The organism is Reticulibacter mediterranei (assembly GCF_016587455.1).
Genome location: NZ_BNJK01000001.1, coordinates 3,513,803 through 3,533,906, shown reverse-complemented (window position 1 = coordinate 3,533,906; position 20,104 = coordinate 3,513,803). Strand labels below are relative to the sequence as shown.

General features: G+C 52.4%; 16 protein-coding genes and 1 pseudogene. 10 read left to right on the top strand and 7 right to left on the bottom strand.

The window, feature by feature from the left end:
• Positions 1–77 precede the first annotated feature (77 nt).
• Positions 78–323: pseudogene (locus K3T83_RS57895) on the bottom strand (MBL fold metallo-hydrolase); the annotation flags it as partial.
• A 445-nt stretch (positions 324–768) separates the two neighbouring features.
• Here K3T83_RS57895 and K3T83_RS15055 point away from each other — a divergent pair.
• The 3 genes from K3T83_RS15055 to K3T83_RS15045 all read left to right on the top strand — a co-directional run bounded on the left by K3T83_RS15055 (position 769) and on the right by K3T83_RS15045 (position 3,985).
• Entirely contained in the window at positions 769–2,079 is a 1,311-nt protein-coding gene (locus K3T83_RS15055; RefSeq protein WP_220203791.1) for a hypothetical protein, read from the top strand.
• Positions 2,080–2,336: 257 nt separating this feature from the next.
• Positions 2,337–3,254, top strand: coding sequence for an ABC transporter ATP-binding protein (locus tag K3T83_RS15050; protein ID WP_220203790.1), 918 nt, complete (start codon positions 2,337–2,339; stop codon positions 3,252–3,254).
• Positions 3,251–3,985, top strand: a complete 735-nt coding sequence (locus K3T83_RS15045) for an ABC transporter permease (RefSeq protein ID WP_220203789.1) — start codon at positions 3,251–3,253, stop codon at positions 3,983–3,985. The genes K3T83_RS15050 and K3T83_RS15045 overlap by 4 nt, the downstream gene beginning before the upstream one ends.
• A gap of 7 nt (positions 3,986–3,992) precedes the next feature.
• On the opposite strand, the gene K3T83_RS15040 is transcribed toward K3T83_RS15045, so the two are convergent.
• Positions 3,993–4,574 (bottom strand): TetR/AcrR family transcriptional regulator, encoded by a 582-nt coding sequence (locus K3T83_RS15040; RefSeq protein ID WP_220203788.1) that lies wholly within the window; start codon positions 4,572–4,574, stop codon positions 3,993–3,995.
• A 516-nt stretch (positions 4,575–5,090) separates the two neighbouring features.
• Here K3T83_RS15040 and K3T83_RS15035 point away from each other — a divergent pair.
• Both K3T83_RS15035 and K3T83_RS15030 read left to right on the top strand, forming a co-directional pair.
• Positions 5,091–6,596: an APC family permease gene (locus K3T83_RS15035; protein WP_220203787.1), complete on the top strand. Its 1,506-nt coding sequence runs from the start codon at positions 5,091–5,093 to the stop codon at positions 6,594–6,596.
• 259 nt (positions 6,597–6,855) lie between these two features.
• Positions 6,856–7,554 carry a helix-turn-helix domain-containing protein gene (locus tag K3T83_RS15030; protein WP_220203786.1) on the top strand — a complete coding sequence of 233 codons (699 nt, stop codon included), beginning with the start codon at positions 6,856–6,858 and terminating at the stop codon, positions 7,552–7,554.
• 46 nt (positions 7,555–7,600) lie between these two features.
• Here K3T83_RS15030 and K3T83_RS57215 read toward each other — a convergent pair whose 3' ends face one another.
• Positions 7,601–7,735 carry a hypothetical protein gene (locus K3T83_RS57215; protein WP_268963461.1) on the bottom strand — a complete coding sequence of 45 codons (135 nt, stop codon included), beginning with the start codon at positions 7,733–7,735 and terminating at the stop codon, positions 7,601–7,603.
• A gap of 64 nt (positions 7,736–7,799) precedes the next feature.
• Complete coding sequence (gene lgt / locus K3T83_RS15025) at positions 7,800–9,170, bottom strand: prolipoprotein diacylglyceryl transferase (RefSeq protein WP_220203785.1); 1,371 nt, start codon at positions 9,168–9,170, stop codon at positions 7,800–7,802.
• 238 nt (positions 9,171–9,408) lie between these two features.
• Between lgt and K3T83_RS15020 the strand changes: the two genes are divergently transcribed.
• From K3T83_RS15020 to K3T83_RS15005, 4 genes are all read left to right on the top strand, one after another.
• Positions 9,409–10,116: a tryptophan 2,3-dioxygenase family protein gene (locus tag K3T83_RS15020; protein ID WP_220203784.1), complete on the top strand. Its 708-nt coding sequence runs from the start codon at positions 9,409–9,411 to the stop codon at positions 10,114–10,116.
• Positions 10,117–10,332: 216 nt separating this feature from the next.
• A complete protein-coding gene (locus K3T83_RS15015) occupies positions 10,333–12,885 on the top strand; it encodes an MFS transporter (protein WP_220203783.1) in 2,553 nt (850 codons plus the stop codon).
• Between the two features lie 12 nt (positions 12,886–12,897).
• Complete coding sequence (locus K3T83_RS15010; protein WP_220203782.1) at positions 12,898–14,007, top strand: hypothetical protein; 1,110 nt, start codon at positions 12,898–12,900, stop codon at positions 14,005–14,007.
• A gap of 170 nt (positions 14,008–14,177) precedes the next feature.
• The gene (locus tag K3T83_RS15005; RefSeq protein ID WP_220203781.1) at positions 14,178–15,665 is read left to right on the top strand and encodes an APC family permease; all 1,488 of its coding nucleotides are present in this window, start codon (positions 14,178–14,180) and stop codon (positions 15,663–15,665) included.
• A 6-nt stretch (positions 15,666–15,671) separates the two neighbouring features.
• Here the strand turns inward: K3T83_RS15005 and K3T83_RS15000 are convergent, their stop codons facing one another.
• The 3 genes from K3T83_RS15000 to K3T83_RS14990 all read right to left on the bottom strand — a co-directional run bounded on the left by K3T83_RS15000 (position 15,672) and on the right by K3T83_RS14990 (position 19,501).
• A complete protein-coding gene (locus tag K3T83_RS15000) occupies positions 15,672–17,051 on the bottom strand; it encodes a dipeptidase (protein WP_220203780.1) in 1,380 nt (459 codons plus the stop codon).
• Between the two features lie 90 nt (positions 17,052–17,141).
• Positions 17,142–18,008, bottom strand: coding sequence for a class I SAM-dependent methyltransferase (locus tag K3T83_RS14995; RefSeq protein ID WP_220203779.1), 867 nt, complete (start codon positions 18,006–18,008; stop codon positions 17,142–17,144).
• A gap of 530 nt (positions 18,009–18,538) precedes the next feature.
• Positions 18,539–19,501: a GAF domain-containing protein gene (locus K3T83_RS14990; protein WP_220203778.1), complete on the bottom strand. Its 963-nt coding sequence runs from the start codon at positions 19,499–19,501 to the stop codon at positions 18,539–18,541.
• 237 nt (positions 19,502–19,738) lie between these two features.
• Between K3T83_RS14990 and K3T83_RS14985 the strand changes: the two genes are divergently transcribed.
• Entirely contained in the window at positions 19,739–19,987 is a 249-nt protein-coding gene (locus K3T83_RS14985; RefSeq protein WP_220203777.1) for an AbrB/MazE/SpoVT family DNA-binding domain-containing protein, read from the top strand.
• Positions 19,988–20,104 lie beyond the last annotated feature (117 nt).

Genomic DNA, 20,104 nt, shown 5'->3' with positions numbered 1-20,104 from the left:
TTACGTCCGAACATGGCGGCAGAACGCTCATCTGTATACATGGGGACATCGGCAGGATGGATCGCGAGAGGAACGGGGTAGACCTGGCTGACTGCATCAATGGCACAGATATGGTCAATATGTCCGTGTGTGTTGAGAATATACCTGGGGGTAATTTGAAGTTCTTTGATCGTGGCGAGAATGCGTTCCGGCTCATCTCCAGGATCGATGATAACCGCTTCCTTTGTGCGAGGACAGGCAAAAAGATAACAATTCTCTTCAAAATCGCCCACCGTGATGCAAGCGATGATGGGTTGCCCCTCTGGTATTTCCAATTCGGACATTGTTGTACATTCCTCCTCATGGCCCGTGCGCCAATTACACTCGAACAATTATAGCATACCATGCCATCTAAGCCTGTGCTTCCTTATAAAAGACGTAGAGGGCAATGCAGCGGTTTCAAAAGGTCTGACAAAAGGTTTCAAAATAGGAAAAGAAGAATAGAGAGGATGCCCATTGCTTGTTTTGAGGGAGGGGAAAAGAATAAGAGAGTGGACACGTGTGGCATCGGGAGGAGAAGAGAAACTGAAAGAGTGGGCCTGATTTTTGGCGGTGCCGCGTTTTATTAGCAACATAGATAAATTGTGAGGTGAAAATGTGGACGAAAAAGGGATGAATGATGTAGAATGAGTACCATAGGCACCACTTTATTGTCCTGTTTCTGAAAGTGGCTGATGAGCCTGCCTGCAAAGGTCAAGGAGAAGCTCCAGGAGGAAGAGGGAATTACACATGCCCAAGGATCACACGGAACGGAGATTGTATCGTAAAAGCCCTGGTCGTCAGTATGAGTCTGATCCGTTGCGCAGCCGCAGCGACAAGAGCCAGAGTGGAAGAGGTGAAAATACTGAACAGAGTGAGCGTTGGGCCACTCGTGGAAGCACTGGACATAAGTCTACTACTGCACCGTTAGCGCAGCGCCCTGATCCTCGCCGAACTCGCCAACTCCTTCGTCAGAATATTATTGCCAGCAAAGCGCGGCAGGCCGAGGAGGGAGATCAGGAGCAGGAGCAGTACCTCTCATCCTCCCTTGAGGAATATGGCTCGCGACATGGCTCTCGTAGTGGCCGCTTGCCTTCGCGTGAATTGATCGACACAGAAGAATTTGGTGGGACCGAGGAGGAATGGCAAGAGTTGGAAGCTGGTATGGAGATTGATCCTGACTATGAAGATGAGCATCCCCGATTGAAGTATAGCGAAGAGGATCTCATCTATCCAGAAGGCGTGCCAGTTCGCTCAGGAGCAGTACCCTACGATGCCGCTTATCCCCCTGCGCCCAGCCGCTCTACACGTCGCCTGCCTCCCGAAGAATTGTATGAGGACGAATATGACGAGTACGAAGAAGAGTATGACGAGTACGAAGAAGAGGAGGAGCGTCCTCGTCCCCGGCGGCGGCGCAAAGGTAGTCTGACGCGTCGTGGCCTGCTAATGGGCATCGGAGCTGCGGCAGTAGTTGGAACAGGCGTGGCTGCCTATGAATATGCGCCTAAAATACCGCAGGCCATTGGTGATACGGGAGCCAATATCGAAAAGCAGTTGCAGGATGCCTTTAACAAGGGCGTGGCACAGGGAGCAGAGGCGGCACGGAAAGAGCTGATTACAGCCCTGGATAATCTGGAAGGCTTCACTCTGGAAGGAGCCGTGACTGCTGCCCGATTAACCCGTGTGGCCTATGATGTCTTTGTCTCGCCGGTTATTCAGTTTGGGGCCAATATCGCCACAGATTTTCTTTCAGCCATGCTCAAGGCCTTCAAAACGGCGCGTATGCTGCTGGCTGGCGTCTATCAGGACAACGCCACGCTTCAGGCTATTCAGAAAGTGCTGGAAAGCTGGGTCGATCAGGTGACGACGATGCCCAAACAACTCAATACCATCACCCAGGCAGATCTCGATGGTGCGCAGGCATACTTACGCGCCCTGCAACGCAAGATCGAAGATGAGAAGAAACAGTTGCAAAACAACGGAACGCCAGTAGCTGGTACTCCCACCGCTCAGCCAAACGCTAAAGCAACGCCAAAGGCAACTCCTAAACCTAAACAATAATCGTTTGCAATCAAGTAGTAGATGCCCGCTAGAAGTCCAGCGGGCATTTATACGTTGTGACCAGTTAGATATTTCGTAGTTTCGCGATTTATCGCGATAGGACGGATTCACAGGTGATTTGAGCCATCGCGATAAATCGCGAAACTACGAAATAAAAAGGTGTGATTGTCCTGCCTGATTTTGAGAAATGGTGCTCGTCATCGTTTCCTGAATAGAAGGATTGTTGTACAAATCAGGTAGCAAAATGGATGTGAATCATGCAGGATGAATTGCGCACCAATCAAGCAGGAAATGGATCACCTATTCAGCCGGTCGCCACGCTGCAAGGCGTCTATAAGCGTTTTGAGAGTGTCGAGGCGCTGCGGGGGGTCAATCTGGCGATCTTTCCAGGCGAAATTGTAGCGCTGCTGGGGCCAAATGGAGCAGGCAAAACGACTGCGTTGAATGTTTTGTTGGGTCGTCGCAGCCCGGATCGTGGCAAGGTGCGACTCTTTGGGGATGATCCGCACAAGCCAGAGGGGCGGCGGTGGATCGGTGCAACTCCCCAGGAGATCAGTTTCCCGCCAACATTAACCATTGCCGAAATTGTTGATCTTGTACAGGCGCATTATCCAGAGCCGCTCGCTAGTCAGGAGGTGCTGGAGCGCTTTGGATTGATGGGGCTTGAACGGCGGCAAGCAGGCGGGTTGAGCGGAGGGCAGAGGCGCAGACTGGCAATTGCCCTGGCGTTTGTTGGCAATCCCCGAGCTGTCTTTCTCGATGAACCAACAACCGGGCTGGATGTAGAGGCTCGCCGCGAACTCTGGCAGGTGGTACGAGTCTATGCCAGCAGCGGCGGATCGGTGCTGCTTACGACGCATTATCTGGAAGAGATCGAGGCACTGGCGGATCATGTCGTCCTTCTCCATCGCGGCATGGTCTTGATAGAGGGTAGTGTCGACGCAATTAAAGCGCGGGTCGGTCTGAAACAGATTCGTTTTACAGCTCCTGACTTGCCAGAGTTGCCCAACGTCGCGCGAGTAGTAAAGGAAAATCAGCGCTATTGCCTGTATGCTGTTGATGCCGATGCTGTTGTGCGCGAACTGGTGCGCCAGAGCTGCGAGTTCCACGAGTTAGAAGTGCTGCCAACCAGTCTGGAAGATGCGTTCCTGGTGTTGACGGGAGATGTGCATTGAGATTGATCTGGGTACATTTCAAGGTTAGCGTGATTGAACTGATCCGTATCCCTATGTTTAGTGTGCCAACGCTGATCTTTCCTGGTTTGTTGTTTCTCTTCTTTGGCGTAGCAGAGGCGCATGATAGGATGAGCGCGACCTTCTCGATGGCCTCCTACGCCGTCTTTGCCATGCTTGGTATTGCGCTCTTCCAGTTTGGCGTCAACATCGCCAATGATCGCGCCTCGCCCTGGGAAGACTATCTGCATATCCTGCCTGTTGCTCCATCCATTCGCTTTGCCGCACGTATTCTGGCATCGCTGGCCTTTGCATTGCCAGCTATAGGCCTGGTAGTTGCGCTGGCTTTTTTATTCACTGCGGTTCATCTGACATTGGCCGCCTGGCTCTCTTTTATCCTGGCACTGCTTGTGGGGAGCATTCCTGTTACCCTCTTCGGCATCTCGATTGGCTACTGGTTCAGTCCTAAAGCTGCTTTTCCTGTGGCAAATATCTGCTATCTGGCTCTGGCGTTTGCTGGTGGACTCTGGCTATCTCCCCAGAATTTACCCGGCATCGTCGCTGTTCTCTCCCCTTATCTCCTGATTCGCCAGTATAACGAGCTGGTCTGGAGTGCGGTTTTTGAGCGGCCCTGGCCTATCTTGCCATGCCTGGGCTTGCTAATCTATACCCTGATCTTTGGCGTTCTGGCTGCCTGGGGATATAGACGCGATGAGGGCCAGCGCTATCACTAATTTCTGCTCATGTTTCCTTGAGCATTGCCCACACGCCGGGCAGCGCCAGTTGCTGGAAAATGTTTTCCATCTGTTCTGGCGGATAGGGCATATCGGCAGCGACCCACCATTTGAGCAAGGTGAGAAAAGCCCCGGCCAGGTACTGAGAGACCACTGGCAGAGGGATCGGTGAAGAACGTTTTTCTGCCCAGAGGGTGCAGAGAGCTGGTTCAATCGTTCGGCAGAGCGCCGTCTGCATAGCTTCCCATAAGGGTTCGCCAGCACGACTTTGCATCAGCGCCCGAAAATGCACTTGTGGAGATTGGTAGATATGCTCAAACAGCTCCAAACTTGGCACGACCCGTTTTCTTGTGGTTGAATGGGCAATTTGCTGCATGAACGTTGATAGGATCTGCTCAGTCATATTGTTGAGGACATCCTCTTTATCGAAATAGTGGGCATAGAAAGTAGTACGACCAATCCCTGCTCTATCCAGAATATCCTGCACCAGAATCTCATTGTAGGGTTTTTCTGCCAGGAGTTCCGCCAGGGCGTAACTCACCAAGTGATAGGTGCGTTGGGAACGACGATCGGCTTTCTGTTGTTTCATTCCTCTACCTCCTTCATTGACGAACAATCAGGGACAGTTGTTCGGTAGAGAACGGTTTCCCTGGCGTGTGCTTGACCAGGAGAACATTCCCTTGTAACCTCTCCTTTAAGAATACCATGTTTGCTACCGAACATGCTATTCCTCAAATTTGAAGAGTGAAGGCATTTATACCCTGGTTGGCTCGGTAGATCAGATCTGCGAACAGGTGCTGTCCAACCGTGAACGCTTTGGTCTTTCGTACATTAGCGTTTTAGCACAGGACCTGGAAACCTTCTCCCCTGTTGTCGCACGGCTCTCTGGGAAGTAAACGCAGGCGACGAGCGAAAAAGTCATCTATTAAAATATTGACAACCAGCCTGAATTCTTCTATCTTTGGGATAGATACATCCTCTCTTATCAACAGCCATTCGTAGCGCGGATTTTTCGTGGTATGCCTCTATTTGTCCCAATTGTCTGTAAAGACGGTGGGAAGTCAATCTATTTTCTTGCTTTATTGGCAGGAAGGAGTTTGTACGTATGGCAACAACAACCACAGAGGGCGGCAGTGGCGATGAGTTGCGTTCAGAACGTATTGCAGGTGGTATTCTTCCCAAAGTATTGAATTCTTTTGATATGGTTGCCATCTTCGTTGCAATTGTCCTCTTTATTAGCAATGCCGCTGTGATGGCCGGCGGCGCAGGTCCATCCGCGTATCTTTACTGGTTGCTTGGCTTTATCTCTTTCCTCATTCCTGGCGCGATTGTGACGGGACAGCTTGGCCTGATGTTTCCTGGCGAAGGCTCTATTTATGTGTGGACGCACAAAGCGTTTGGCCCCTTTATGGGCTTTTTCGCAGGCTTCTGTGCCTGGTGGCCCGGCATTCTCGTGATGATCGCTACTGGCGATGCTGTGGTCTCGCTGATTCAACAGATCAACGGCAATCTGTTGACCGAAGCATGGCAGCAGGGAACGATCATCTCGCTTGTCATCATCATTTCGTTTGTGCTGTCGATCTTGCGCTTCCGTGTAACGCAAAACCTGATCAATGTTGTCTTTGTGGCCTATGGTGGTGCAATTCTGCTGGTGGGTCTGGCGGGTTTGCTCACGTTGATTGGCGGGCATGCAGCGCCAGTTGATTACTCGCCGCAAAAGTGGCTGCCAGCCCCCGCAAGCTGGACCTTCTATGGCACGGTTATCCTGGCCCTGCTGGGTATCGAGGTGCCGCTGAACATGGGCGTTGAGGTCAAGGATGTGCGTGCGATCACTCGCTATTTGCTCTGGGGATCAGTGGTCGTGATGGCCGCCTATCTGCTCGGCACCTTTGGTGTAATGACTGCCGTAACGCCTGTTTCGGCTCAGGGGAGCCCCGCAGCGGTTGCTCAGGCGGTAACGTCTGGTTTTGGTCCGGCTGGTGCCGTGCTTGGCGTCCTGGTGAATATCATCTTCATCGGCTTCTTCATCTTCAATACCGCCGTGTATAACTACTCGTTCGGGCGATTGCTCTTTGTCTCTGGCCTGGATCGCCGCATGCCAACCGTGATGAGTAAGGTCAACGCCAATCGCGTACCCTGGGTGGCTGTGTTGACTCAGAGCGTGATTGCCGTTCTCCTGACCGTGATTGCCTTTATCATTGTTCCATACACCTTACAAACGGGCCTCAAGCCGACTGACCTCTCGACGGTGATCTATGATATTCTTCAGGCATCCGTTACTGTGATCTGGTGTGTATCGATGGTGATTTTGTTCGTGGATGTCATTATCATTCGCTACAAGTATCATGAGGCATTTACGCGCGCGCGGTTGGCCGCCGATTGGGTCTTCTATGTGTGTTCCGTGCTGGGCTTGATTGCCAGTGCGGTGGGTGTCTACGTCACGTTTACCGGCCCCTGGACCTCGCTGATCTCTTATTCGTCCTGGGTAATCTGGATTGGAAGTATCGGCTTGCTCTCCCTGGTCGTCGGGGTGTTGCTCTTCTTCCTGGGCCATGCCGCAATCCGTCGCGATGTCAGCGATGATGAGATCATTGCTGAAGTGACATCGTAGGCTAGATTTTCCGAAACATATGATCGTAAATATGTGTCAGCGTTTAAGGTTATTGTCCCAAGCGCTGACGCATTTGTATGATTGATTAAAGAAGCAAAACACGTTGTACGGACATGATATATCATGTCCGTACAAATTATGCGTTGCGTCAGGGATATAAGTATCTGGATGTATGGTGTAAAATAGACAATGGTTTTTGCTGTATATTTTGTTGATGCCGTTAGCAGGAAACAGTTCCAGCGCGAAGAGGAAAATATCTTTGGTTCAGAGTGATGTACAGCCGCAGCTATTTCGTATCGATGGTCTGGCGCAAGTTTCGGGCGTATCTAGCCGGACGATCCGTTTTTACAACACGCAAGGCCTTTTGCCACCTCCTATCATGCGAGGACGTGTTGCATATTATAATCAAGAGCATCTGCTGATCCTGGGTATTATCCGCGAACTCAGGGAGCAGCAGAATCTTTCATTGGAGGTGATCAAACAATTGCTGGCGATTCGGGTGGAACAGGGCGATGTGCAGATGAATCTTGCGCTCAAGCAACGCATGCTGCGCACTGTCACTGGCAGCAGTTCGCAGGTCCGGCTCAGTCGCGAGGAGGTGATGCAACAGACAGGCGTGTCGGGAGAAGATCTCGATGAACTGGCGCGGCAAGAGCTACTGTTTCCACTCATAAGCGACGATGGAGAGCAGCTTTTTACAGGCGATGATGTGCTGCTGTTAGAACTGTATCAGCATATGGGGGAACTGGGCCTGCCATTGGCTTTGCCTGCTCTCATCCGCTTCCAGTTGCGCCAGCTTGTGCGCAGCGAGATTGCCGCTTGCGAACAATATTTGTTACCCATCTGGCGCGAGGCCGGCCTTCCATTAGAGCAACAAACGCAGCAGTTTGAGAAGGTGCTGACATTGACCGATACTCTGATCTCAATCATGCACCGCAAAATGCTCTATCAAATATAGTATTTTTTACTATCATGCAATGCCGTTTCCCCTCCCCATGTTCCCATCACATCGTGTTTGGGCGGCTAATTGGTGCATCCACAAAATCTTCCTGGGTGAGGCCGAATATGGCAGGGGCGATGGCTTGTCCTCGCCCGCCTCCCCAGGTTGGCGGGCGAGGACAAGCCATCGCCCCTGCCATATTCGGGTGGTCACCTCGTTCCATTTCCAGGATGTAGGCGAGGTAAATGCTAATAGATCAGTCCTTATTTCGTTTCTTTGCCAGTCGAGACACTGGCTTCTGCTGAAACCTCCTCTTTGGCCTCATCCTCAGTTGCTTTTTCGCTTTGCTCGTTCTCCTCAGATGAGTCAGCAAGCGAAGATGAGGTGTCATCAGGCTTGGCTTGTTTCTCTTCAGTTGTGCGAGAAGGCTCGTTTGTTGGTTCGTCAGAGCCTGTGTTGGGTGTCTCATCAACTGGAGGAACGATGGTGGGCTGATCTGCGATTTTCTCTTCGTCAGTTGAAGGAGGAACGATGGTAGGTTGAGCGGCGATCTCGTCCTTGCGCTTCTCAGACAATTGTTTTGCCGGTTCTTCAGGCAGGATTTCCACTTCGTGAGCATCGATGACGGCTGGCTTTTCCTCGCTGATGTGTATGGTATTTTCTCTGGCTTGTTCTGGAACTTCGACAATCTTTGTAACCGTGCCAGCTTCAATGGGGGCAGGCTTTTGCGTGACACCATAAGTTGCCGCGACCGCGCCAGCAGGTACAGGTTTCGAGAAGCGTATCAACCAGTAGGTCAGCGGCAAGAGCGCCACCAGCACAACCAGTGAGGTCCATTGCGCCTGCTTCAGCCCGGCGTCGATGCCCAGAAACGAGACGACATCGTTGGCACGGGTGAAGAAGATCAGGAATTGTGTAATCGCATAACTGTAGAGATAGACCAGCATCAGGACGCCTGGGCGTCTCACGCGGCGTGCCAGGAAAAGCATTGTTGCTAGCAGAACAAGATTGATGAGCAGTTCGTAGCCAGCAGCAGGCTGTACCGGTACATTGCAGGTTTCAGGACGCAGGCAGGCCCAGCTATCGGGGTTCTGATAGACGGTGGACCAAGGGAGTGTGCTGACATAGCCGATGATATCGCCGTTGATGAGGTTGCCAATGCGACCGAAGATCTGTCCTGCTGCCGCGAAGAGAACGCCAGCATCCACCAGTACCAGAGGATTGATGCGCTCCACACGTGCGCGCCAGATCAATGTGGGAATGACGAGGAAAATTGCCCCGTAGAAGGCCATGCCTCCCTCCCAGGTAGCGATGATGTGGATGGGATTTTTGAGATAGTAGTCTACAAGGTTCGGTTGCTGAATGACGAAGTAGAGCCGTCCTCCTATCAGACCAGCGGCGATACACCACCACAGAACGCGATAGACCATATCCTGATCAACGCCTTTGCGCTCGGTATAGCCGCGAATAATCCACAGGCCCATAATGATACCGATAACGTACATCAGGCCATACCAGCGCAGTGCCAGCGGCCCCAGATGAACGAGGACGGGGTCGATATTAATGTAGATGTAGGGGGGGCCGATGCGCAACCAGCCCCAATCCAACATATAGGTCAGGGTTAAAAGTCCCATACTATTGCTCCAAATAAATAATGAACAACGCTGCTCTATCTCCTGTATGATAATATGCATTGCCTATACTGGCAAGTGGGCGATTGACATTCCTCTCTAGTATAGAGGTTGCGTAAAGTACCAGCGGGCGACCGCAAGGATCGCCCGCTGGCCTGTTTTCATATGGCGCGCTGTGCTATGCTTGATATGTAACTAAGAAGCAACGACGTTTCTAGATAGCCGAAGAAGGACTAAAGTAATGACAATCAAACCTCATACGCATAAACAGAAGTCGGAGCAGAGCGTTTACGAGCGTTATCTGCGCACTGACGAATTGCTCTCTCTGCAAAAGCCGGAGGAGCAGTTAACGCATCACGATGAGCTACAGTTTCAGGTCGTTCATCAGGTTTTTGAACTCTGGTGGAAGGAGGCCGCATTTGAGTTGCTCAGTATCCGCACGCTTTTGCAGCAACACAATATCATCCAGGCATTACATCTGTTGCGGCGCGTGATTCGCATCCAATACCTGATGTTGGAAAATTTGCGCATGCTCGATACGATGAATCCCTGGGACTTCCACAATTTCCGCAAAGTGCTGGCAGACGGTGCCGGGACCGATTCGCCCGGATTTCATGCACTGATGAGCATCTCTCCGCACCTCTGGGACGATTTTCAAGCGCTGCTGATACATGAGCGGGTTTCGCTTGAAGAGGTCTATATGCATAGAGAGCGGTATCAATTGCTGCTGGCCCTGGCTGAGGAGCTGACCAATTATGACGAGGTGTTTCAATTGTTCCGCATGCAACATCTCAAGCTGGCACAGCGCATGATCGGCCCCAACTCAGTTGGCACTGGCGGCACACCGATGGCGCTGCTGGAACGCACCCTCAAAGATGTCTTCTATCCTGAGCTATGGGAGGTACGCAACCGGTTGACACAACTGGCCAGCGAGCAGGGGATGGTTTGAGGCTGGCGGAGATGTGACGACAAAGCTGATCCTCAAAACGGGGCACGAATTGCGTTGATTCGTTTGAGAATGGCTATGCATTGTTGGGGAAGGCTTCCTGTTCGCGACCAGGCCATGTATACTTACATGTATGTTTGGATGCGAGATCAGGAGGCTACCTCTATCGCTCAAGGTCGTCTCAACCTGATTTTTCTCATTGTGTTTATTGAGGGATACATGTACACATTTGAAGATGATAAAGAAACTTCCTCCCAGTTGCCTCAACAGGGCAATGCAGATCATTCCCCTCCATTGGAGGAAGTACCCACGATCCCCGATGTGAACCAGCTACCCTTTGCTACCGATGCAACCAGCGACGATTCGCCAACCGCTCATCTTGCTGATGAGCAGCCCCAGAGCCAGCACCATGATCTCTCACAACAAATCACGGCCTCTATGCACGCGCTCACCACACCAGATGAGGACGCGACGGCCACACGATCCCCGAAAATGGCACTGGCGGCTCTGACCGTTGCCTGCATCTCGGTTTTTATCACGGCCCTCGATCAGACGGTGGTGGTAACAGCCCTGCCGCAGATCATCACCAATCTACAAATCCCGATTACCCAGCTTGATCATGCCGCGTGGATTATCAGCGCGTACCTGTTGGGTTTTGTCGTGGCGATGCCGTTGATGGGCCGCGTCTCCGATATCTATGGACGGCGGCGCATCTTCCAGCTCTGCCTGATCATCTTTGGCATCGGCTCGCTCTTCTGTGCCATTGCTCCCCAACTGGGACAACTCATGAATCTTCGCTTTCTCAGCGTGCTCCAGATCGATACCTCTTCTCCGGGTTTGATCTGGTTGATCGCAGCTCGTCTCTTCCAGGCCATCGGCGGTGGTGCGATTGTGCCGGTTTCGATGGCGATTGCCAGCGATTTTTATGGGCAGAAGCGGCGCGGATTGGCGCTGGGCTTGATTGGCGCGATGACTGAGGCTGGAGGTGCGCTTGGTCCGCTCTATGGAGCGCTGATAGTTGCCTCGCTGGGCTGGCAATACATCTTTTACTTCAATATTCCCCTGGTTATTATCCTGATGGTGGTAGCCTGGAAACTGATTCCTCCTGGCAAGCGTCTCCATGAGGGAATCGATTGGATCGGAGCACTGCTGCTCGGTCTAATGCTGACCTGTCTCAGTCTGGGACTGGCACAGCAGGGAACCACGCTTGGCCCGCTCTCGCCGAATCAGCCCACGCCGCAGAACAACCCTATCGCGCTCGTGCTGGCCGTCGTTTTCCTGATTGCCTTTATTCTGGTCGAGCGCCGGGTGCGCTGGCCTGTCGTGGATCTGGCCCTCTTCAAGCGCCTTGCCTTCAGCGCTACCTCGCTCGTGAGCTTGCTAGTTGGGGCGGCGCTGATTATCGCGATGGCGGATATCCCGATCTTTATCGATACCGTCTTGCAGGGTCAGGTACTGGATAGTGGTCTGGCTCTGTTGCGTTTGACGGCGATGATCCCGGTTGGTGCCCTGCTTGGCGGTTGGCTCTGTAGCCGCATTACGAGCCGCCTGACGGCTGTTGTGGGGCTGCTCTTTACCTCCATTGGCTTCTTTCTGATGAGCCGCTGGCCGCTCACTGTCGATTGGACGCAGATTACCATCAGCACAGTCATTGCGGGCTTTGGCTTTGGCCTGGTTATCGCTCCCATCAGCACAACCGCGATTAATGCGGTCAGGGCACAGCAGGCGGGGATGAGTTCGGCGATTGTGACGGCGCTACGTATGGTTGGTATGACGCTGGGGTTGGCTGCTCTGACCTCCTGGGCGCTGGCCTACTTCAAAGAGCTGGCGGCACAATATCCATCATTGCCGTCAAAGCCAACCGCTGCCGAGTTTACAAGCTGGTCGCTGGGCTATGCAACACACCTAATTCAATCGGCGCATACCGTCTATACAGCCGTCTTTTTTCTTTCCATGATCATCTGCCTGATCGCGATTGTTCCGGCCCTGTTCCTCTGGGGGAGAACGCTGCCACTGTCCGATCCTGTGGTGAATATCCATGAGGCAGATACGCGCCCCGTTTACACCGGTAATAGTTCTAGTACTTCGCGCTGGTTCAGACAGCACCGCGCCTTCTCGATCGTTGCGCTGATAGTTGTTCTTGCGCTGCTTGGTGGAGGCATTGGCGCGGCATGGATGTATAGCGGTGTTGGTCCAAAGACGGGCGCGGGTTCGACAGGTGCGGCGGCAACCGCCACGCCAATTGCCGGACCCCGTATGATCGAGCTTTCGCTCGACAAGGATGCGCTGACCTCCGTTTTCGCCTCGCAGCTTAACGCGCAAAGCGGCCTGTCGGACCTTAAAGTAACGCCAGAGCCGAACGATAAGCTGACGCTGGCCCTTAATTTGCGGATCGATGCCAATGGTTTGCATCGCGTGATGCCGGTGCAGGTGGAGGGCGTGATCAGCCTCGATAAGCAGCAAAATCTTCAACTTCGCGTAACTCGCCTTTTGCGCGATGGGTTGGATGCCGGTCCCACCGCGACGGCCAATATGCAGACCGCCATGAATAAAATGCTTGCCGATACGGTGATGCCTGCATTACGCGGTCAGATGAAAGAGGTCAAACTGCTTTCGGCGCATACCAGCACGACGATTTCCTGCGGGAAGGGCGCAACCATGCTGGTGCTACTCATTCAGGCTCCGCCCATTCAGGGGGTCGCGGCCCAGCCAACACCAGTGCCGTTCTGCCTGGTTGGTCCGATCGATTTGAATAAACTATTGCCAAAATAAAGGGAGTGTGCCATGCAACTGTTAATCTCTCGCCTCTCTCGCTGGGGAATACTGCCGGCGCTTCTGTTGGCGCTGCTGGCCACACCCTTCAGCGGGGTTACACGAGCCGCAACTCATGCGAGCAGCGCGTCATCTACGCCAATCAATACAATTGTCTACTTTCCGTTGAATGCGCTGCAGCCGCTTTTTCAGCAGCAGATCAATCAACATGTGCCCGCAGCTTTCAACAGCAGTATCGGCGCGATGGTGAATAAGCTGCCAGTGGAGGATCGTGGCTGGGCAACGCAGATGGCCTCAGCGCTCTTGCAGCCTTCCGCCACGCTGACGAGCCTGCAAACGCAGCAGGGAGGATTGGCGGCAACGATTCGCATCAGCCTCTACGATGGAGATCCCAAGCCGATCAATACCAGCCTACTCGTGACAATGACAACATTAGATTCGGCGACGGTACAGGTCAGCGCGCAACCCTTGCCGGGCAATCCCAGTGTTGTGAGCGGCCCCCTGGCCACGCTACAGATCCCGTTTGGGCAGTTGAATAGCATCAACACCACGCCTACCTGTGGCGAATCCGCTCTGGGAGTACATTTACAGGTGCCGATGGCGCTGGCTCAGGCTCCCACGCAGGGACAGCAGATCGCGCTGAGGTCGCAACATCTCTCTTTGCCGCAAGCTGATCAGACTGCGATGCCTGCTTATCTTGAGATTCCTGCCACCTCATTAGCCACGCTTGGTAGCGGCATCGGCACATTGTCGCTAGGTAACAATATGACAGCGCGCAATATTCAGATTGCCGTGCAGGGCGGTCAACTGGTGGCAACATCTGATATTGCTCTAGGTTCATCGCCGCTCGTGCTGGGCAAGGCCACTTCGTATATTCAGCCAGTGGCGAGTCAGGGCAAGTTGACGACGCACGTTCTTAAAACAACGATGACCGTGTTCTCGCTGTTCACCTTTCCCGATAACATATATAACCAGCAAATAGAGCAATCGTTGAACACGAAGCTTGGCAATGCGCTGGATGGAAAGTTCTATGTCAACAATGCCGCGATTGGCCACAACACACACATTCCCTGTGCCGCTGCCGATAGCCTCATTCTGACCGGAACAACCAGCCTGGGCTAAATAATTTGGGTGTGCTCATCGCCCCATTTCTCAGATGCATCAAGTATTACAATTTATAATTGATGTCCATCAATTTATGCCTTTCAGTATACTCTATGCAGATTGGAAAATTTGAGGATTCGTCGCGACGAATCCTCAAAAGGGATGTGTTGTGAGGGAGAGAAAAAGCTATGGCATCGTTTGAAAAGGCGTCGCATGAGCAGGGAGTTTTGCCCGTTGATAGTGGCCTGATTTCTGAGACATATGTTCCGCGTACAATGCCGCGAATCCTCAATACGTGGGATATGACTACGACGTTCATCGTCTCTATCTATCTGGCAACCGGTGCCACCACCGCTGCTTCTGCCGGTCCCGCCGCTCTGACCTACCTGTTGCTTGTTGGTACAACCTACTTTTTCCCCAGCCTGATTGTGACGATGCAATTAGGGGTGATGTTTCCTTTTGAGGGAGCGCTGTATAACTGGACGCATAAAATGCTGGGTGGTTATTGGGCCTTCTTCTCGGGGTTTTGTGCCTGGTTTCCGGGCGTGGTGGTCTCCGCCAGCGTCGCTGACCTGTTTGTGAACTATTTGCAAGCGATGTACCGGGGCTGGCTGGCAACGCCCTGGCAGATGGGTTTTGCCATCTGCCTCATCCTCACGCTGGCCGGGCTGATTTCCATTCAGCGCTTTCGCACGGTGCAGAATCTCATCAATATCATGATTGGCTTAATGTTTCTTGGTTCGCTGTTAGTGAGCTTTTCTGCGCTTGTCTGGCTTGCTAAGGGCCATCATGCGGCTGTGAATTTCGGAGACCAGCATGCATGGCGTATTACACCGGGGAATCTGTCTCTGTTTGGCCTGATTTCGCTGGCCTATATCGGGTCTGAGGGACCACTGAATATGGCAGGCGAAGTCACAGGTCGCCATGTCATTAAACGGCATCTCGTCTGGGGAGCCGCCTTGATATGTGTGACCTATGCTCTCACGACCTTGAGCGTTCTGATTGTACAGGGACCGGCGGGGGCTGGAGATCCCTTTGCTCTAGTGACAACGGTGAGCATGGTGCTGGGGAAGCCGCTGGGGTATGTGGCTGCTACCTGTTTCCTCGCATCCTTCTGCGCTACGATCCTGGCCTACAACTATATTTATGCTCGCCTCCTGCTTGTTGGCAGTCTTGATCGTCATCTGCCAAAGGCGCTGGGCAAGCTGAATAGGCAGAACGTTCCTGCCAACGCTATTCTCTTTCAGACAGCGTTGTCGATTTTCTTTACGGTCATTATTTTCATACTCGCACCACTCACCCTGCCTTATCAGGATCAGATGAATTTCTCGATCATTGTGTACAATATCAGTCAGGCGGCGGCTTCGCTGGTGTGGGCTGTCTCGGCTGCTTTTCTCTTTATCAATCTGGCTGTCTGCGTGTTGCACCATCCACGAGACTTGCAGCGTCATCGTATCTTTCCTCTGCCCGTCTTGTGGATGTGCATTCTGCTCGGTCTACTCAGCAGCGTCCTCGCCATTGTTGATACGCTCTTCTTCTCGTGGATCAAGCAGGTGAGCGATGGTCAATGGTGGTATCTGGTTGGCAGCCTGACCGTGATTTTTCTGATTGTCGCCGGGATCGGCAGCCTGATCGCCAATAGTGAAGCGTACTGGCAGGATTTCAAAGAGCGCTAATGCTCCCTATGCCGCCAGATTTTGCAGGAAGTTGGCGACCACGCGAATACCCTTGAAGAACTGAGAGAGCGAATACTTCTCGTTCGGAGCATGCAGATTGTCATCGGGGAGGCCAAACCCCATCAGCACGACTGGTGCGTGAAGCTTTTCAGAGAAGAGGGCTGCGATGGGAATAGAGCCGCCTTCGCGGATATAGACCGGATCTTTGCCATAGATCCCCTTCAGTGCTGCCGCCGCAGCTTGCATGGCCGAGTTATCAGGTTCGACCACCAGCCCTTCGCCGCCATGCAGGTTGCGCACGGTGACTGTGACATCTGGTGGGGCAGCTTCTTTGACCGCTCTCTCAAGCAGGGTGAAGACCTCGCTTGAATGCAGATCGGGAGGCAGGCGCAGGCTAATCTTTGCCTTTGCAACAGCCGGGATCACCGTCTTGGCACCCTCTCCCACAAAACCACCTGCAATGCCGTGTACTTCCAGCGTGGGACGCGCCCAGATGCGCTCTAAAGGTGGATATTCGGCCTCGCCCGTCAACTGTGCTACGCCCATTTCTTCACGGAGCGCTTCGGCAAAGTTGAGCGGATCTTTTTGCCAGAAATCCTGCTCTATCTCTGAGCCTGGTCGCAGCTTGTCGTAAAGGCCCGGAACGTGGATGTGGCCCTCAGCATCCTTCAAACGGCTGATGATGATCGCCAGCGCGTGCAGTGGATTGGGAGCAATGCCGCCGTAGGAACCCGAATGCAGGTCGCGTTGCGCACCGTGTACTTCGACTTCGGTATAGATGATGCCGCGCAACCCTGAGATCAGGGCCGGTGCATCTTTTGAGGGCATATGCGTATCGCAGATAAAGGCAGTATCGCAAGCCAGCTTGTCAGTGTGTGTTTTAACATACTGTGCAACGGCCTCGCCGCCAGCCTCTTCCTCGCCCTCGATCAGCACTTTGACGTTAATTGGAAGCTTGCCATTGACTGCCAGCAGTGATTCGAGCGCTTTGATGATCAGCATGGTCTGACCCTTATCATCGCTGGCACCGCGAGCATAGAGGTTGCCATTGCGGACGGTTGGCTCGAAGGGGGGAGAATTCCACAGCTCGACGGGATCAACTGGTTGGACATCGTAGTGTCCGTAGATCAGCAGCGTTGGCTTGCCAGTTGCTTTGAGCCATTCTCCATAGACCAGTGGATGTCCTTGCGTTGCAATGACCTCAACGTTGCCAAAGCCGATCTTTGTAAGCTGGTTGGCTGCGTATTCGGCGGCCCGGCGTACATCTCCGGCATATGCTGGCAAGGTGCTGATGCTAGGAATGCGCAGCCAGCCTGTGAGATCCTCTAGAAAACGGTCTTCGTTGTTCGCGATATATCGTTCTAGATCTGTTTCCTGTTGCGTCATAATCAATCCTCGCGTTGCAGATATATTTGTTGTATCGTAGCAGGGGACCGCTAGATTGTCCAGGGACAACAGATGCGAGGTATGGTACGTTCAGGAATTTTTCGAGACATAGCCCCAGGCGCGAATGGCCTGTGCCACGCAGGTAAATTCGCTGCTATTCATTTCGATCAATGCGCGTTGGTAGAGCTGATCGAACGCTTCGGATGTTAGCAGGTTAAATGCCAATAAGAGCGGTTTTATCTGTAAAAAGATCGTCTCGTTGTTGCGATAATAATCGATCCAGGCCGGGGTATGTGCGGAGTAGTCCGTTATATAGGAGTTCAGATGGATATCGCGGTAGCCTCCTCGCCGCAAAAGATATGGGAGGGCGGGAGCCATAGCCCAGTTGCGTCCATGTGGTGAGAAGCCATAGCCAACTCGCCACGTAGCCTGCATGATGTATCCGGTGAGCTCTTCGTAGGCTGGACTCATGCTGATACCAAATTCGTTGCCTTCCGTCAGGCAGAGAAAACCGCCGGACCGGAGTATGCGCGTGCATTCGTCGATCAGGCTACTCCACGTCTCTCGTTTGAGAACACCCGTTAGCAGTCGTGCATTGATCATATCAAAACTGTTATCTGGAAGATCAAGTGGCTTTGTGATGTCCATGACAGCGAAGATGGCGTTGGAGAGCTTCTGCGTACGGGTACGCGCCTGGGCGTAAGCAACCATGATCTCGCTGATATCAATGCCCGTTATGGTGATATCCGGATACTCAAAAGCCACGTCCAACACCCAGCCGCCGGGACCGCAGCCCAGATCGAGAACGTGCGAGTTGGGAGCGAGTTCGGGCAAGCCCGTCAGCGCTCCGCCGATCTCGCGGTTCATAAAACGAGCCTGATCGATCAGCCGCGCCATCTCAACCGCGCTCTCTGTATCGAAAATATAGCTGTTCTCCTGTGATGAAGCTCTCTCCATTTGACTCCTCATGCTCTGGATGGACATATCGCGCGCAAAAATGTCTATATGGTATGCAGTTGTTATTCTGACATAAGCCCGACTAAAATGCAATAAGATGTGCGAAACGTCTTATAGGCTGCATGGGCAGAGAGAGCCACTCTGATCTGTATATGGAGTGTTTACGACCTGCCTTCCTCCTGCTCCATCTCTCCATCGTCATCATATGGGCCTGTACTACCCCATACGGCGTCATTTGCGTCGAGGGAAGCTAATGTCTGGAATGTCCTCTTCTGGAAGAAGGTGGGGAGGAGAGATGAGGCAGTTAAGAGGTCAATTGATGAAGAAAGTGAGAATGACGGTGAGGTCGTACGCTCCATCGCTCGTAAGGATGTGCTAGATAATGAAACCATAGGCCAGTGGAGAATGGGAATGTTCATGATTGCCCTTTCGTTGGTGCAGTAGAAAAAATCTTCCCCAATAAATCTATTATCGGGTAAAAGATGACAGAAAAAAATATCGTTTGCTTATCAAGTTCCTAACATCGGCTCTCAGGATGTCTGCAAGCGAAACTCGTCCGCGAACTGCTGCCAGATCTGGATCTCAGCCTGCATTGTATTCAATGACTGCTGCTCACGAGCTGCCTGCTTCAACAGCGCTGCAACACGTTGACGGAATGTCGATAATTGTCGTTGCTGCTCAGCCGCTCCAGGCATGACGGCAAGGTCGAGCATATCTGGCTCATAAAAATCCTCGCTTTCAAACGTTAGCGTCAACAGATCGGTGTAGCGATGAATGAGCGAGAGGCGCGAAGGGGTAAAATATCCCTCCTGGGTGCTGGATACCAGAAATGCACCAGCCACACGATTGCCCCGCTTTATCGGAAATGCCAGCATGCTGACTTCATGCTTATGGAGCGTTGTTGGCAGGAGGCAGTCATCGTCGCAACTGTTGATTACAATTAAATGCACTTCGGTCAGCGCTTGACCTGCCAGCGATTCGGCCCCTAGCAAAATGGCATTCTGGGTGGTATCTTCCTCCCAGGGGGCCGTCCCTTGAATAATCGCCTCGCGTAAGCAATGCAACTTGCCATCGGCTCCAGGAGGTAAAAAGCGCGCCACTCTGAGCAGCAGACCGGTGCGATAGGGGTCAAGCTGCGTGAGAACCTGCTGTAAGACGATACTTGCCAACGACCAGAAGCGAATGGTGATGGGAATGGTGGTGCTGCCACGCAAGACCTGAGCGTAGAAAATTGAAGGGATATCCTCTATTTCCCGAGTGTGTAGTGTCATGCCTTCAAACTCTTCAGCTAGCAATGGTAACAATCTACTTTGATGTTGAGGTAACGCATGCAATAACTCCTGTACCTGTTCTCTATATGGGTTCTCCTCGCCCCGCACCCACCGTTGTAGCGTCAATGAAGAGATCTTCAAATCGTCTACCAGGCGTTGTGTTTGCTGCGGATAGGCGAGGATGATTGCTAACGCGCTCCGCCAGTTGTTCGTTCTCCACATTCTACATCCTCCTAATAAACGGCTCACTTCCACATTTACTACATATATATTAGTTATGAAAAGCGGAAAGTCAATAAAAAAGCCGTTAAAGGTTCTTGTATACAACATGTAGTGCTTGTTGTCACGAAAATTGCTGGTTGTATAGACAGGATTAGGCATGCTGGTATACTGTAGAGTATGGAGGTTTTCTCTCCGTTTGCAGGTTGTGACGTGGTATTGATTGGAGGAGAGTCATCGATGATAGAGGTGAAAATAAAGATAATTGATGAAGGGAAAATTGCAATTCCCGCCGAATATCGGCAGGCATTGGGGGTCGAAGTGGGTGATGAAGTTATTCTCCGCTTAGAAGATGGGGAGATACGTGTATTTACTCCTCGTCTGGCCGTGAAACGAGCACAACAACGATTGGAGCGCGGTTATACATCTCATCGCCCCTCACTGGCCGATGATCTTCTTGCTAGCCCTGAAAAAAAGGGTAAAAAGTAGTAGGGAGAGTGTGTTCCACTATGTTATAATGGCCCAGGAACAATCGTTCTTACAAGCCAGACAATAGTCGTCAAGGGTCGTCAAGGTTGAAATAGAACCCTGTGCGGCCCCTTGCAA

Bases quoted from the DNA above. Each gene is read 5' to 3' on its own strand.
- K3T83_RS15040 (WP_220203788.1), bottom strand. From the start codon at position 4,574: ATGAAACAACAGAAAGCCGATCGTCGTTCCCAACGCACCTATCACTTG.
- K3T83_RS15015 (WP_220203783.1), top strand. From the start codon at position 10,333: ATGTACACATTTGAAGATGATAAAGAAACTTCCTCCCAGTTGCCTCAA.
- K3T83_RS15055 (WP_220203791.1), top strand. From the start codon at position 769: ATGCCCAAGGATCACACGGAACGGAGATTGTATCGTAAAAGCCCTGGT.
- K3T83_RS15010 (WP_220203782.1), top strand. From the start codon at position 12,898: ATGCAACTGTTAATCTCTCGCCTCTCTCGCTGGGGAATACTGCCGGCG.
- lgt (WP_220203785.1), bottom strand. From the start codon at position 9,170: ATGGGACTTTTAACCCTGACCTATATGTTGGATTGGGGCTGGTTGCGC.
- K3T83_RS14995 (WP_220203779.1), bottom strand. From the start codon at position 18,008: ATGGAGAGAGCTTCATCACAGGAGAACAGCTATATTTTCGATACAGAG.
- K3T83_RS15005 (WP_220203781.1), top strand. From the start codon at position 14,178: ATGGCATCGTTTGAAAAGGCGTCGCATGAGCAGGGAGTTTTGCCCGTT.
- K3T83_RS15000 (WP_220203780.1), bottom strand. From the start codon at position 17,051: ATGACGCAACAGGAAACAGATCTAGAACGATATATCGCGAACAACGAA.
- K3T83_RS15050 (WP_220203790.1), top strand. From the start codon at position 2,337: ATGCAGGATGAATTGCGCACCAATCAAGCAGGAAATGGATCACCTATT.
- K3T83_RS14990 (WP_220203778.1), bottom strand. From the start codon at position 19,501: ATGTGGAGAACGAACAACTGGCGGAGCGCGTTAGCAATCATCCTCGCC.
- K3T83_RS15035 (WP_220203787.1), top strand. From the start codon at position 5,091: ATGGCAACAACAACCACAGAGGGCGGCAGTGGCGATGAGTTGCGTTCA.
- K3T83_RS15020 (WP_220203784.1), top strand. From the start codon at position 9,409: ATGACAATCAAACCTCATACGCATAAACAGAAGTCGGAGCAGAGCGTT.
- K3T83_RS14985 (WP_220203777.1), top strand. From the start codon at position 19,739: ATGATAGAGGTGAAAATAAAGATAATTGATGAAGGGAAAATTGCAATT.
- K3T83_RS57215 (WP_268963461.1), bottom strand. From the start codon at position 7,735: ATGGCAGGGGCGATGGCTTGTCCTCGCCCGCCAACCTGGGGAGGCGGG.